The 15,687-nt window shown below is 37.5% G+C and carries 5 protein-coding genes; all 5 read right to left on the bottom strand.

Annotated features, from left to right (window positions below):
- Nucleotides 1-220: 220 nt before the first annotated feature.
- The 5 genes from ACT29I_RS05745 to ACT29I_RS05725 all read right to left on the bottom strand — a co-directional run bounded on the left by ACT29I_RS05745 (nt 221) and on the right by ACT29I_RS05725 (nt 15,594).
- Nucleotides 221-2,044, bottom strand: a complete 1,824-nt coding sequence (locus ACT29I_RS05745) for a RagB/SusD family nutrient uptake outer membrane protein (protein ID WP_430931260.1) — start codon at nt 2,042-2,044, stop codon at nt 221-223.
- Between the two features lie 25 nt (nt 2,045-2,069).
- Nucleotides 2,070-5,069, bottom strand: a complete 3,000-nt coding sequence (locus tag ACT29I_RS05740; protein ID WP_430931259.1) for a SusC/RagA family TonB-linked outer membrane protein — start codon at nt 5,067-5,069, stop codon at nt 2,070-2,072.
- 623 nt (nt 5,070-5,692) lie between these two features.
- The gene (locus ACT29I_RS05735) at nt 5,693-8,503 is read right to left on the bottom strand and encodes a heparinase II/III domain-containing protein (RefSeq protein WP_430931258.1); all 2,811 of its coding nucleotides are present in this window, start codon (nt 8,501-8,503) and stop codon (nt 5,693-5,695) included.
- A gap of 953 nt (nt 8,504-9,456) precedes the next feature.
- A complete protein-coding gene (locus ACT29I_RS05730; protein WP_430931257.1) occupies nt 9,457-11,889 on the bottom strand; it encodes a glycoside hydrolase family 3 N-terminal domain-containing protein in 2,433 nt (810 codons plus the stop codon).
- 1,200 nt (nt 11,890-13,089) lie between these two features.
- Entirely contained in the window at nt 13,090-15,594 is a 2,505-nt protein-coding gene (locus ACT29I_RS05725; protein WP_444792899.1) for a hypothetical protein, read from the bottom strand.
- Between the last annotated feature and the right edge of the window lie 93 nt (nt 15,595-15,687).

Here is a 15,687-nt window from a genome sequence, read left to right as displayed (position 1 = left end):
TTATTCTTTAATCCTGCTGAACCTAGAAAAAACAAACATAAAACGGGAACTAATTTATAGATTCTCATGCTTACTATCTTTTTCATAGATTTTGATATCGCGACTTATGATGCGATTTTTATTGAGTACATGTGAAAATCAAAAAAAGGCAGGCAACAAATGGCCTGCCTTTTTTTAATCATTAATTGTTTAAGCTATATTATTAATAACCTCAACACCTTTAGTATCCATCATTTTGAGAAATAGTTGGTATGGCTCTATCTATCTCGGCTTGTGGTATAGGACGCAGATAATGGTGTTCTTGGATTTCTCCAATTGCCGATGTCCATGGATTCATTGCACTGGCTCTTTCAATCCATTTACCTGTACGTTTCAAATCGTACCAACGGCAAAACTCACCCATTAATTCCCTTGCTCTTTCATCCAAAATCATGTCAATATCCAGATTACCATTCGCACGGTACGAAACTATTTCGAAAGAACTTAAGTTACCTGGTTCCGCAGCACATTGAGGATCTGAACCAATATTAGCTCCAAGCGCCCTGTCTACTATTGTGTTATAATATGATTCTGCGTCACCTAAATTCCCATTGGATGCTCCTTTCAATATGGCTTCTGCTGCAATTAAATAAGCTTCCGATGAGCGAAACAGGACGTAATCTAATGTACCCATTGCATCATCATATTCAATTCCAGGTTGCCAGAATTTCCACATCAATGGTGTTTTATAGTTTTCTTGATGAAAAGGTGTTCCATCCATTATTCCAATCTCATCAATATTAAGCACTCCGTAATGCTTCGTACCACCTACGTCCATGCCTTTTTCTAAATCACTGGCCGGTTTGTTCCAATCAGGAAAAAACAGGACAGTATCCCCAACGGCTATATCTATAGTTGTAGTTGGATCATCAAGATTAGGTACAAAACCATTAACATCAGCTAAGGCATACATTGCTTCTACAAAGTTGTGCTTATAACGAACATCTAATTCTGGGTCAAATAAACGATACATAGCTGGTGTAGTAATGTAATTTCCAACAGCATGTCGATTATAATCGCTTGTTCTACCTAAGGAACCAGGAATATCTTCAGCACTGCCTCCAAAAATAGAGTGGTAGTCATTACCGCCACCATATGACAATACATCATCACTATATTGAACAGCAAATATAATCTCATCATTTCTATCATTTTGCACAGGAAATGTTTCTAACAGTGGATTTTCAGCGTGCAAAGGAAATAGGTTTTTATATTCCGCCTCCAAAGGATAAGCACTAATTACCTTATCGGCATACTCAACAGCTTTATCAAAATCCGAAGCACTTCCTCCGATGCTTTCACCTACCGTATTGGTATAATTCCATCCCCGGGTTAAATACACTCGTGCCAATAAAAATTGTGCAGCACCCTTGGTAGCTCTACCATAATCTGTATTTCCACTCGTTGGAAGCACAGCTTCAGCTTCGGTTAAGTCCTTAATAATTTGCGTATAAACTTCTGCTGCTGTAAATTTAATAACCTCACGTGAACCTGTCGTAGTTTCCTCAAGCGGCATAGGTATATCGCCAAATTGTTGAACTAAATAAAAATAACAGAAAGCCCTAAGGAATTTTGCTTCACCTGCCCGTGCGGCCAGCAAATTTTCATCCATACCAACAATATCGCTTTGACGTGTAATAGCAGTATTGGTTCTTCCTATTTCTTTGTATAATAAATTCCACAAAGTGGATACGGAACCGTTTGATGAATTAAAACGAACATCATATACATTCAATACACCACCATCATTACCACCACCTGCTTCATTCCATCCTTTACTGGTAAAAACATCAGTTCCAAAAAACACCAATTCACGCTCTTGATGAATATCTCTCAATAAGGAATAAGTTGATTCAATCAAATCATTATAACCTGTTTCATCCACATAATAACTCTCTGTAGTTTGAATTGATATTGAATTCTCTTCCAGATACTCTTCGCAACTTGTACTTGCTAAAAATATTAGTACAATCATTACGAAATATCTTATATCATATTTTTTCATTTTTATAATTTTTAAGTATTACAGATTAAAATGATACATTAACACCAAACAAGTAAGTTGCTGACGATACGTCGTCATTATAAAGACCTGTATTGTATTCAGGATCGATTCCATCAAAATCGTGAAACACAAAAGGATTGGTTACCTGAGCATACATTCTAAGTGAATTGAATCCTAGTCGTTTTAAAATTGGCGAAGGCACATTGTATCCAACGGTTATATCTGAGATACGAATAAAACTTGCATCTTGATATTGAATTGCTGATCGGTAAGGATTAGATACGCCCGGTGCATAATATTCGTTAGATGGATTATCTACAGTCCAGTAATTCAAATTAAGCACATTATATCTTCCCCCATTAACATCACCCATCGTGCCCGACAACATTGAGTTTCGGTAAATTGCTCCCTGACTAGTATAGATTAAAAAGGATAAGTCAAAATTATCGAATGTAAATTTATTGGTCATACCACCAATCCATTTAGCTTGCTCCGAACCTATAATTTTCCTATCATCCTCGCCTGTTCCTGTTGAAATTTTATCATCGTTATTTTGATCTACTACTCTAACAGCACCAGGGACCTGACCGTAAACTGCTGCTTCGTCAGCTTCATCCAATTGCCAAATACCATCAAATTCATATGTATAATGAGAATCAAGTGCTTCTCCTACAAAAAGTCCAGAACTTATATCTTGTTGAATTCCATCACTACCAATAGATACTACCTCGTTTTTATTAGTAGAAAAGTTCAGGTTTGTAGACCATGAAAACCTATCGGTTTTAACATTAACGGTATTCAATGATATTTCGATACCTTTATTGGCTACTTCTCCTATATTTGTTGTAACAGAACTAAACCCTGTTGAGTTTGGTATTTGTTCGGCATAAATTAAGTCAACTGTGTTTCTATCGTATAATTCAATTGAAGTTGTAATCCGGTTATTAAATAAACCAACATCAATACCTAAGTTTATTTCCTTACTCTTTTCCCAACTTAATTCTTTATCCGCTAAATTTGAAGGAGCAAACCCATATGCTGCAGAACCATCAAAATCGTATGCGGTATTTGTTAAACGTGATTGCGTGCTATAAGGACTGACCGAACTGTTTCCAACCAGTCCATAACTCACTCTCATTTTCATAGAAGAAATAGCTTCAATGCCCTGCATAAATTCTTCCTCACTGACTCTCCACGCAACAGCCGCCGATGGAAAGAAATCCCATTTATTTTCAGCACCTAATTGAGATGCACCATCCCATCTATTGGTTAAAGTAACCATATACTTATCTTTATACCCATAAATGAAACGGCCCATAAATGAAAGCAATGATTTTTCGCTTAAGTTCGTTTCTAATTTCGAAATCGTTTCAGCAGTTCCAAACGCATACCAAAGTGAATTGTATGGAAGATCTTGTACTTGACTTTCTAATGTTTCGGTTCTGGTTTGAAAAGCACTCTGCACACCAGTAAACGTAAAATCATGTACCCCAGTTGATTTCTTGTATGTAATAATATTATCCAAAGTATAATTGGAAACATTCTCTGTATTGTAATAAGCTTTTGGTGCCCTCGTCGTTTTCTGAGATTTTGTATACGTTCCTCTATATTGTCCAAACCTTTCTTTATAAACATTTGCCGACAATTGTGACTTAATAGTAAGTCCTTTCAACGGCGTTAACTCAACGTAAGCGTTACCAAAAAAAGTACTTGATAATGTTTCATCCTGAAAGTTCTCGGGATCCGCCTCAACCAATGGATTTAATACTTGCTTGTCATTAATTCCCATCCATGATGCATAACCATTCCAATTGTCATCTTGATTTTCGTCAGGGTTAAGAATGTCATCATACATAATAACGCCTGTCGGCCTGGCTCTAAAAGCACTACGGATTGCTTCATTTGATCCAAGATTTAGTTTGCCATAACTGTAATTTGCGTTAAAACCTACTTTAACAATATCATTCAGCTTACTATCCAAACTACCTTTAATATTGTAACGTTCATATTTTGTTTCTAATAAACTACCCCCTTCATTCAAATATCCGGTTGAGAAATGATAGTTACTATTGTCATTTCCTCCCGCTACAGAAATAGAATGATTGGTTTGCAAACTAGGGTTAGTAACTTCATCAATCCAGTCGGTACTGTTTCCTGAATCCACCATATCAATTTCAGTTGACGTAAAAGACCTGGCCGTTCCACCATTTAGCTCTTTGTCAATTTTAGCCATTTGATAATATTCCTGAGCATTCATCATATCTGGCAGGTGTGCAGGAGTCTTAACACCAACGTAACCATTATAAGTAACTTGCGGAGCACCTTTAGATCCTCTTTTGGTAGTAACAATGACTACTCCATTAGCACCACGAGAACCATAAATTGCAGTTGCAGATGCATCTTTTAGTATATCCATCGATTCAATATCGGTAGGGTTTAATACATTAATATCACCTCCCATCACTCCGTCAATAACAACCAATGGCGCATTGCTATAATCAATTGAGTTTAGCCCTCTAATGTTTAGGTCATATCCAGCACCTGGTCTACTACTTGTTTTTTTAACCGACACCCCAGCCACTTGACCTTGAATGGCCTTTGCAGCCTTAACCGGAGTTACACGAGTGATGTCTTTCGAATCCACTGAACCAACTGCTCCTGTTAAATCACTTTTTTTCATAGAACCATATCCAATGGCAACTACTTCATCAAGGCCAATAGCATCAGCAATCAATTGCACATTTATAGCCGTTTGGTTGCCAACCGTTATTTCCTGATTTGTAAATCCTACAAAAGAAAAAACAAGTGTTGCGGTCGATGAATCCGCTATCTTCAGCGAATATCTACCATCAATATCAGTAATAGTACCTATTGTTGTTCCTTTAACCAATATACTTACACCTGGCAATGTTTCATTGCCTTCATCTGTAACAGTACCGGTTATTGTTCTTTGTTGAGCCCAACCAAATGAAGTCATCAAGCAAGCAATAGCCAGTAACAAGAATCTAGATTTAATTTTTTTCATATACTTTTAATTTTAATTAACATCTCAAATGTATGCTTTCGCCTTTATTCTCGCCTGTATTATTAGATCATTGGCATGGACAAATTATCACCCCTTGATTATGTGCACCTTACAACCCTTTATTCTACATTTGTTAAATTTTATTTAATAATGAATCCAAACCATAATTGAGTTTATGCAACACATATGAACGTTTTTTAAATTAATCTAGATATTTAATTCACGCATATGGACATTCTATTCAAGCATACTATGTTCAATTGAGTTTATTACAACTTTTTGCATTTTATGCGAATCAAGGGCAGAGCCACTTATTTTTTCATTGAGGAAACTCTATATATTGCAAGCTGTAAATCAGCTCTCCTTCTTGTTAAGGAGAGCTGGTTCACGTAATGCACAATGATTTACAGATTAAAACCTTAACCGAACAGCTATATTCCCAAAGGGTTGAACTCATGTTTTAACTCTTGATTGGCATGTTTTATTAAAGTTGATGGAATTCAAGACTTGATGAAAATAAAAAAGCCCGGTTCTTTTCAGAGCCGAGCTTATGTATAGCATATATTAAAATGTTTCGGGATTATACAGAACTTAATTAATCCCATTAAAAAGTTTAGTTCACATTATTTATCCAATACAACAACAACCTTTTGATACGCTTTTTCCAAACGAAAGTCTACTTGGTTAGGATTGTTACGATTTACAAATATATCTTTTTGTGCCATGATTTTTCCGTTTTCATACAATAGCAATTGACTTGGCTTATGTCCTTCGTAAGAAGGTATTTTAACCGCCACAGGGTTATCGTTCTGTATCACATAACCTTCTTCAGTTCGTTCAATACTTATGCAAACAGCTTCGGCATAGGATAGTATACCCCAGTCCTTATAATCAAACTTATACATCCCGGATAAGAATAAAAACGTGGGCATTTTTTCTGAGTCCAATTGTCGAATGACCGAAAGTAGTCCTTTCTGATAAAATCCCTCATCCAATGCAATATCATTTTGCGAAGCATTGGCCACAATCATATCCTTCGTTTTCCCATCCTTATGCGTAATCCTTATTTTTTCCGCATCCGGGCTTTCCTTTAGTTCTAGATAATTAACGGCTAAAACGGAATTAAATTCTCCATGCATATGCGGGTTGAATACAACCGCAAAAGGATTTCTCCACGCTTCTGTTTCTCTCCTTAATATAAGCGTTGGAATTTTCTGCCCTAACATTTCTACAGGAGCTGTGCCTTTTGTTAATGCATTCGATTTTGGGGAAAGAGCGGTAAAAACAGTCTGTTCTTTAGCGCCCTTTATCCACATCTTCATTAAGTTATCCGCCTGACCTTTACTTTTTAACGTAAACAGCGCATTGATATTTTCAGGAGTAACCACTTCCTTTTTATCGGTTAAATAATCGTAAGCTATCATATCACCATGAGATGTCCCTAATTCATCAGTTGCATGTAATGTTAAAGGTTGATCATTGCCGTCGAATAACACAAGTGACTGCCCCAGGTTATGATAAAAATATTCATGTTTTTGATTGGAATTATCCTTTTTCCGCGACCTGAAGACATCTACGATATATCCTTTGCCTGCAGGTGATTTTATCATGGCAGTTAATCGCTGTTGATCGGATAGTGTTTGCGGTTCCATAAAGGATACATTCGAAAAAGATACTTTATCAAAGTCAACCTTACTTTCTCCTGCAATTGGAAAATGATTATCCAATGTAAAAGGATGATAACCACGCATTCTTCCATAGCTAGAAACGCCATCAACAACTACCGTATTATGAGCAGGAAATTGTGAATAATATTCACGATGATCGGTATGCCAATAGCTTGGTCCTTTTGACATGTCGGGCCCCAAAACATAGTTATTGGCATATAACTCCATAGATATACCATTTACATGGGAGTGATTACCAAAAGTTCCAACCGTGGAAACCATCATAGCCTGATCATCTTCTCCCATTCGTTGGATAAACATACTCACATTGGGTGCATAAAAGGTGGGTGTGATTAATTTCTTACTTAATTCCTTTGTTTTTGCAGCATCGGTTTCAAGTAATTGATCGGTATAGAAGAATAAATCAAAAAGGTCTTTGCCCTTTCGTATATATTCACCCTTTTCTATCAATTGTTTCAACAAGCCTGTTATGACTAACTCTTTATCTTTATTATTATATTTTCTATAGTTGGAGATTAATAGTTCGAAATTTTCAGGAGGAATGACTCCATGATGCGCATCCCCGAAAGCCACTGTGTATCCACTGGGAAAAAGATACTGAAAGGCAGCTAATGCAGCTTTTTCGAGGATAGGAAAATTAGCCAGCTCATTTTTATTGGTCGAGTTATCAAGCAAAGTTAATATATGAAGTAAAGAAGAAGTTACATGCAATGAATACGAAGAAGATTCCGGCCATATACCTGTTTTCTGATCATATCCATTAACCGCTTCCTTAATAGACCATTGCCGCTCTGTTGATTGATCAAAAGTATATTTCAGATAATATTCTTGTCCTTTACCGTTGGCATAATTTTTATTTTCGTCAAGTGCTAAAGCAATATGAGTCAAGATATTTGCCTGAAACAAATTCCAATTATTATCCGGGATGCCATTTTTTATGATTTGATCGCCCCATTTCTGAAAAACAGCATAAGTATGGTCAAGGTCTCTGTTATTCTTTAATAAATAGGGATGCAGAAAATCGTATACAAGACTAAGAGATACAACTATTTTATCATGAATCACCTCAAAAGTAGACAAGCCGGATATCCTTTGTTGATTGGAATTATCCAAATCAACAGGGGCATCTCTGTAATACATTCCTTCTATATATTTTAAAAAGACGGGTTCGGCAAATTGGGCGTATTTTTTTTCTCCTGTCAACCAATATAAAAAGGCAGCATCCTCCACCAAAGCCATTATTTTCCGGTTCACACCTTCAATTGCAAACCCAACTTTAGAAGGGTGAACCCACTCTTTTTTATCTGTTTTCTTATGCTTCAGGTACATTCCCCTTTCGTCGTCGAAATAAGGCTCAACCTCTTCAATAGAAGGCGTTCTATAATCAGTTGCCCAATCCCGTGTTCCTGAAAATCGAACAGTTGGTACTGGCGCTTTACCTGATGAGTGAGAAAATTTACCTCCATGTAAAAATACCTTACTATGTTTTGTTTTCCAATTCATCTGTAATCGGGAAACCAACCACTCAGGTTCGTCTTTACATTTCTCGATGTATTTCTCTAAATTTTCTTTTTTCCTCTGTATTAACTGTTTCTTCCACTCTACATTATTGGCAGCCTTTAAAAAGTCAACATTACTTGTGTTCCCTGAATAAATGCGAGGATGATTTTCATTTTTTGCATAGCAATTAGCATTTGTAAAAAACAATATGAGTAATGCTATGAAAATAATCGATTTGATATTCATTGATTTTAATTTATAAATTTGAAATGACGAAGCCAATGTCGTGCATAAAATAAATATTGTTTGAGTTAAAAAATAAAACCCAAGGTAACACGAAGTTATGCCATGGGCTAAATCATAGCAGGCCCAGCATAATGAAATTAATTTTTCAACATATAGCTATCTATGTTTATCTCCATACAAAAATACCTCTGCAAGTCTGCGGAGCATGTTTTTCGCACAAAGCCTATGTCGTACAAGTTAACAATCTTCAACATGAAACATTTTCACTCAGTTGAAACATCTATGCTCTCCTCTAGCCAGAGCACTGTCATTATAATTAGGAAATTCACAAAGTTAATTTCTTAATATCGTGACGTCGTCCCAAACCTACTTACTTTTTTTCATTGCCAAAAAAAGTAAGCTAAAAAGTCTAGACCAATAGAATCCTTCCTCCCGCACCGGCCTTCAATTCCTGCCGTCACACATCCATTCCGAATCAAGTTCGGAACAGGCTCTCAAGTGCATCCTCGAAGACCTCTCGCTAACTCGGGCTCGGTCTATTGCTCTGGTCAACCCTGCTCTTATTTACAGCTCCAAAATCATTCTTAAATCTTAACTTAATGACATTGTATAGCCGGAGGTGCTTTTACTTTTTTTCTGCAGGCAAAAAAAGCCTGCCTGTTGGCAGCAGACAGGTAAACAAAAAAGCCCGCCGACTGCACCACTTACTTACCCAATAATGCAACGCTCCGGGAAAAATTCAAAGATTTACAACTTTGGTTCTAAATTTATCTTTCCTACACCCTTGCAGTGGGTCCCAAGCTTTGTACTGAGGTCGGAGCCTAACTTGAAACTTCGCATAGTTGAAGTCGACAAAAATTATCTTTGATAACCTGTCCCTAACTTATATTTGGGAGCCTATCCCGTTTCTTTTTATGGCTTTATCAATAGTTGCCCTAAAAACCTAACACAAGCTAATAGCTCAATATTTCAAAACTTCCGTTTAGTTTTATATCAGTAGATGAACTACCTACCTTTATGTTAAACATACCTGATTCAACGGTCCAGTTCATATTCTTATCCAACAATTGCAAATCCTCAGGGTGTAATGTAATTTCAACAGTCTTTGTTTCGCCTGGCAATAAATGTACACGTTCAAATCCTCTGAGTTGAGTTTCGTATGTTGTTACACTACTAACCACATCTTCAAGATACAATTGTACAACTTCATCCCCTTCACGTTCTCCTGTATTCGTTACTTTGAAGGAAACATGAATATCGGACTGGAAAAGTGAGCTTGTTGGATCAATCTTTAAATCGGCATACTCAAAGGTTGTATAACTTAATCCGTATCCAAAAGGATATAAAGGTTCCGTAACACGTGTTGTTCCATAACCGTTTCCAACATTTTCAATCTGACCACCATGAGAGCCTCTTTTAAATGGGAAATTTAAAGGTATTTGTCCTGTTGATTTTGGAAATGTAACGGACAATTTACCTCCCGGATTATTATCTCCAAACAAGGTTTCTGCAATAATATCTCCTGAAGAAGTACCAGGAAACCAAGCTTCTAATATGGCAGGAATGTATTTATTCTCCCAATTAATGGTAAGCGGCTGCCCGTTAATTAACACCAATACTACAGGTTTTCCGGTGGCATAAAGTGCTTTCACCAGTTGCAATTGTCTGCCTGGCAGTTGCAAACTAGTACGAGACTTGCTTTCACCTACTCTTTTTTCATCTTCTCCAACAACTGCAATGATAATATCTGATTTTTTAGCCTGTTCAACAGCTTCGTCAATACCAGCTTGCTCCTCGCTTGTTAGCGCAACATCCATCAATTCACTTTCGGGCCAGCTGGCATCTATCACCTCACAGCCCTTTACGTAGTTGACATTAAGCTTTTCTGCTCCGTATTTTTTAATACCCTGATATACCGAGACTGAAGCATTTGCTGCAGGACCATATCGACTAAAGGTATAGCTTGTTTCATCCGCCAACGGCCCCGTTACTAATACATTTTGCAATTGATTAATATCCAATGGGAGCAGATTATTCTCATTCTTCAACAAGACCATCGACTCACGTGTAATCTGCCTTGAGATTTCTTCGTTTTCATCGGTATGAACCACTTTATTGGCAAGTTCTGTATCTTTAATAATAGGACTGTCGAATAATCCCAGTCGCATTTTCACTTTTAGCACGTCAGCAACACGCGCATCAATCGTCTGCATCGAAACTTTTCCCTCTTTAATAATCTCTCTTAAAGGTTCAATAAAGGTTTCGGGAGTTCTAAAAGTTGTTCGCACATTTAAGCCCGCTTCCACCACTTGTCGAACTGCTTCTTTATAATCTTCGGCTACATTGTGCTTATCAGAAAGATACTCTACCGCCTCGCTATCCGAGACCACATAACCATCAAAGCCCATTTGTTGACGTAATAACTCAGTTAAAAAATAATAACTTCCCGTTACAGGTTCTCCATCATAATCGTTATAACTACTCATTACACCCATTGGCTTAGCCTCTTGTATCACCTTTTTAAAAGGATAAAGATATAGTTGGTGCATTTCGCGTGGTGCCACATGTGGATCAGTTCTAGCCTCTCCATCACGAGCTCCTTTAGGTACACTATAAACAGCAAAATGCTTTATCGTAGCAGCTACACCAGCTGATTGAACCCCTTGTGTCATCTGAACCCCCAACTCTGCAATATGAAAAGGATCTTCTCCATAGCATTCTATTACTCTCCCCCATCGAGGATCGCGAGCAACATCCAGTATGGGTGCATAAATATTGGTATACCCTAAAACCTTAGCTTCACGGCCAACCATCTGTCCTGCTTTATAAACCAAATCTTTATTCCACGTTGAACCTATACCAATTGGAGCAGGAAGAGGAGTGGCTTTTTTATGACACAAACCATGCACGCCTTCGTTGGTAAAATCAACTGGAATACCCATTCTGGTTTCTTCAATAAACCATTTTTGTATAATATTTATAGCCTCTGCATGATTGCTAAAAGGATAAGCATGCTCGGTATGGGTATAAGCCCGATTTTGAATGGTATTCAAATGTTCATCAATATTAGCAATACCATCTTTCCACACGCGGCTTTTCCATTTTTCGTTGGGCAATTCATCTTCCAACACTCTTGAAAAACCATAAAGCGTAGCCATCTGGCAGGTTTTCTCCTCCATGGTCATCTGCGATAAAAGATCCGTTACCCTGTCGTCGATATTTTGCGTAGGATCTTCAAAAATATCTTTTACCCCATTTTTATTAAAGTCAATCCACCCTTTATGATAGATTTTCTGTTTATCTTTTTTTACGCCAGCGGATGTCAATAGTACTAGACATAAAGTAGGTAAAAACAACTTGTAAAATTTTATTCCAGATAGATTCATAGTATTTTGTTTAATAATAATCAAAGCCTTACTCTTCGCGTGTATATACATTACAATAATAAAAATCAAAGTTATAAGCTATGCGGTACTTAGGCATGGATTTTATACCCGCAGGCATGGACATATGATTCAATACATTAATTTTAGCCATTTCTATTAAAAAAATCACCTACAAAATTTTGATAAAGCTCAGCGCTCCATGAACATTTTCAACTACAGCCAATGCTCTATCTATTTCTTTTTTTGTCCCTCTTAACAAAAGAGAAACCGCGCCTTCGGCACCTTCCATCCTCCAGAACCATAACGAATGACTTCTTGGTTCGCAAATTGCTTAATGGCTTCTCCTTCTGTGAACAATTCTCACTTAACACATCAGAGCCATGGTGTTTTCCAATCCATATTTTCACTTTCAATTTAGCTATACTCTCCAATAAAATCCAGATTCTGAAAAAATTCTTTTTCTACACCTACAAGCATAATCAAGCGTAGTTTTTTTTCTGAATAACGAGATATAAATTCGCGACTATTCCTGTAATTAATACCCCATCCACATTGTCCTCATCCACGCATGGTAAAAAATTCTGCCAGAGAATTAACTTTAACCAAGAGAACGCTGAATGGACAAAAAACAGGGCAATTCAAAGTAGGAAAAGTTTATTGGAATGCAGTATAGCACTTGACATTGATCTTTTAATAAAATTATCATGGCTTTTATTTATAACTTTATTGCTAAAGACTAAAGTAATGTAATATATGGACCATAAATATAATACACATCCCAAAGAATATTAAACTTGTTGCACATCTTAGTACCTTTCAATATAAACGATATATGAAGCTTCTCAAATAGAGAACCTCCAAGGCACCGAGCACAGTAGGTTCACGAATATTTTTTATTATATAGTTAGGTTCTGGCATATAGTTTAAAGTAAATTAGTGACCTTTGTGCCTTTGTGCCTTTGTGCCTTTGTGGTAAAAAACAAATGGATTTGTTGCACTCCTGGTTAATCCCCATCTCCAAACCTTTAGCGTGGAACTTCCTCCTGAATACGAGTTTGTTACAGGCTCTTGCGTTCAGGAGCAGACGGAAGAGCCATTTGCACTTTACTTACGATTTTCTAATTGGCATTGAAAAATTTCAACTTTTGGAACAACCCCAAATTCGTTTTAATATATAAATATACCATCAGACACTCATGCCTAATTTGTTTTCTCTATGATAACAGAACTACCAAAAGCTTCACCCAGCTTAACTTTAATATCACTTCCGTTTCCTTTCAGGTTTGATATGATCAAGGTTTGCTTCCTACCGTCTTTTAAATAAACAGTAAGTTCTTCTGAAGATTTTGATTCTATTTTTTCGATAGCTGATTCTCCTTTATATGGCTCCAGAACAGTTAGGTAAACGGCTTCTTTTTGATTTACCCTAATAGCTATGGCTTTGCGATTAGGGTTGTTTTTCACCCACTTTTGTTTGCCTCCGTTAGGATATTTAGCGATTAGCAACTCCGCTTTTCGCGGCCATATGTGATGAACATCCAGCTTTGCTCCTCCATCATCAAATTCAACCTTGCTGCCCTTGTTGGTCAAATACCACTGTCCTTGCGTAAAATATTTGTATGGGGATTCATAGTCTGTGTTTACCGTATCCAACACTTCACCATGCTTTTTAGCCCCTTCTATATTTTTAAACCCAACTGGATGGAGCATCCAATCGTAAGTGTGTTTTTGGGGTGCTTTCATATAATCGGCCAAAACCACATAATCGTCGGTAACAACAGCTAACCGACGTTGAAGGACTGGCTTAAATTCCGGGTCAAATTCTTTATCATCCCATGGCGGAAACTTCTCAATGTTAAATGTCGGAATCTTTCGCCAACGGGCGATAGTTTGCGTAACGCTCACTTGCATCTTATCTCCGGCATAAAACAGGAGTTGCTCTGACGGAAGGGCTTCCTGCTGCAATTCATCGACCACCACCATATTATGAGTTAAGGATGTTTGCACACATTCTTTATATCCTGGTTTACCATATCCAAACCAGGCCATTTCGGTACCAAAGTATTTGTATCCATAACGATCTAAGGCCAGCATTCCTGTTCTATCGAACTGTCCGTGCCAGCCTCCATGCGTACCATATTTAAAATAAGCCTGAATCTGCTCCTCTCCATTTTGCCCTTCTTTTTGCGATCGAAGAGCTGAAATACCTACATTCGGCGCGAAAGCTGATTCTGTACGTGGATCTTTTACATCAGGCAATTCGGTAACTCCATACATTAAAGAAACCCATGAACTACGATTTGTTTTACCCAACACCCATGCCAATTCTTCCATACCATATTCACGATAAGACAGTTCATAGAATGGGTCGGGGTATGTTGCCTGCGAATCGTTGCTTGAAACCACGGCTGCATTTTCATCCATAAACGGGACGTAAGGACTTACCATATCTTCTAAACCTCTCGTACTTTTCCCGGCAGGTCCCCAATTATCGAATTTCATGCCCGTGAAACCTTCCTTGGCATTTTCAAAATCCTTGCTTTTATATTTCGCCGGAAAGCGTTTGTGATACAAGTCCCAGCCGTAATTTTCAAAAGCCTGGGCAACCAAACAATAACGTTGTGCTACCAGGTAACAGTAATTTACCGTACTTTCGAACCACCAACCATCAGCCATTACTCCTTTGCCTATTTGATCGGCCATACCACCATCAGCATAGGTCAGGTGCTCCACCTCGGCCAAATCCTGCAAGTAGATAGCCACCAAAATAGCCCCTGCATTGGCACTGGCCTGATGGTTCATAATACCAATGGAAGTCATATGATGGCGATTTTGTTTCAGGTAATGACGGAAGATATCTACAATGTTTTTATGTTCCGTTTCCGAAAGTTCACTGTAGATAATGTCGCACGCTGCTGCCAGATGCAGAAAGAAATTGCCTTCATGAACCATAACACCTGTTGTGGCCGCGCCAACCGAAAGATAACCATTTTTCGGATCGGTAAGTTCTTGAATAAAAGCTATGAGCTTATTGTAATATCGTTTCTCTCCGGTCAATCGATATGCAATGGCCAGTTTAAAAGCTTTTTCACCATCACTTGCCACATAATTAAGGCTACTCCAAACTTGGGTTGGCCGAGGTTTTGTAATCACCGTTTGGGCCGGGAATTCAAAACTATCCAGCTCCTTTAGCATGTTATTGAAGTTATCTTTAGCCCAATCGTATTTTTTAACTTTATTAGCTACTTCTTTAAACAATTTATTGGTTGTCAGTAAAAATGGATGAGCTTTAGCATGAGTCGTACTGAACTTTAAACAAGCCAGTTCTTCTCCTTTTTCGTTTTTTGCGATCAACATGGCGTTTTCGTATCCGCCCACCGGAATAAGGTCATTCATGATCACGGATATACCGGCGGTCTGTTCAGTTCCCGGCTTTAGGATAAACTTCTCTTCTGAAAGAATAGTTTCGCAAGCCAATTCCCTGGGTTTGCGTATATTTAAATGAATGGTTTGTGTTTTATCTGAGATATTTTTTACCTGGAATATATACGAAATAGTATCCCCGTTAAAGCCTGGTTTAGATTGGGCGTTGGTGCTCAGATAAGTATTTGGTTTATGGTTCGGTTTCTCATTTAGTGAAGCGTTACATACAAGGTTGCAACATAACCAGAACCCTATTAAGGTTAATCCTCGGCTTAATTTCATTATTGATGGCATTTAAATGAGCAGAATTTTATTGTTAATTTTTTAGATTAGATATAAGAGATAAAAGTCTTACTTACAAGATACTTAATTTCA

The organism is Saccharicrinis sp. GN24d3 (assembly GCF_052400645.1).
Taxonomy (GTDB): Bacteria; Bacteroidota; Bacteroidia; order Bacteroidales; family Marinilabiliaceae; genus Saccharicrinis.
This window is presented reverse-complemented; position numbering and strand designations above follow the sequence as displayed.

Coding starts and splice junctions, on each gene's coding strand:
- ACT29I_RS05725 (WP_444792899.1), bottom strand. CDS start 15,594: ATGAAATTAAGCCGAGGATTAACCTTAATAGGGTTCTGGTTATGTTGC.
- ACT29I_RS05730 (WP_430931257.1), bottom strand. CDS start 11,889: ATGAATCTATCTGGAATAAAATTTTACAAGTTGTTTTTACCTACTTTA.
- ACT29I_RS05745 (WP_430931260.1), bottom strand. CDS start 2,044: ATGAAAAAATATGATATAAGATATTTCGTAATGATTGTACTAATATTT.
- ACT29I_RS05735 (WP_430931258.1), bottom strand. CDS start 8,503: ATGAATATCAAATCGATTATTTTCATAGCATTACTCATATTGTTTTTT.
- ACT29I_RS05740 (WP_430931259.1), bottom strand. CDS start 5,069: ATGAAAAAAATTAAATCTAGATTCTTGTTACTGGCTATTGCTTGCTTG.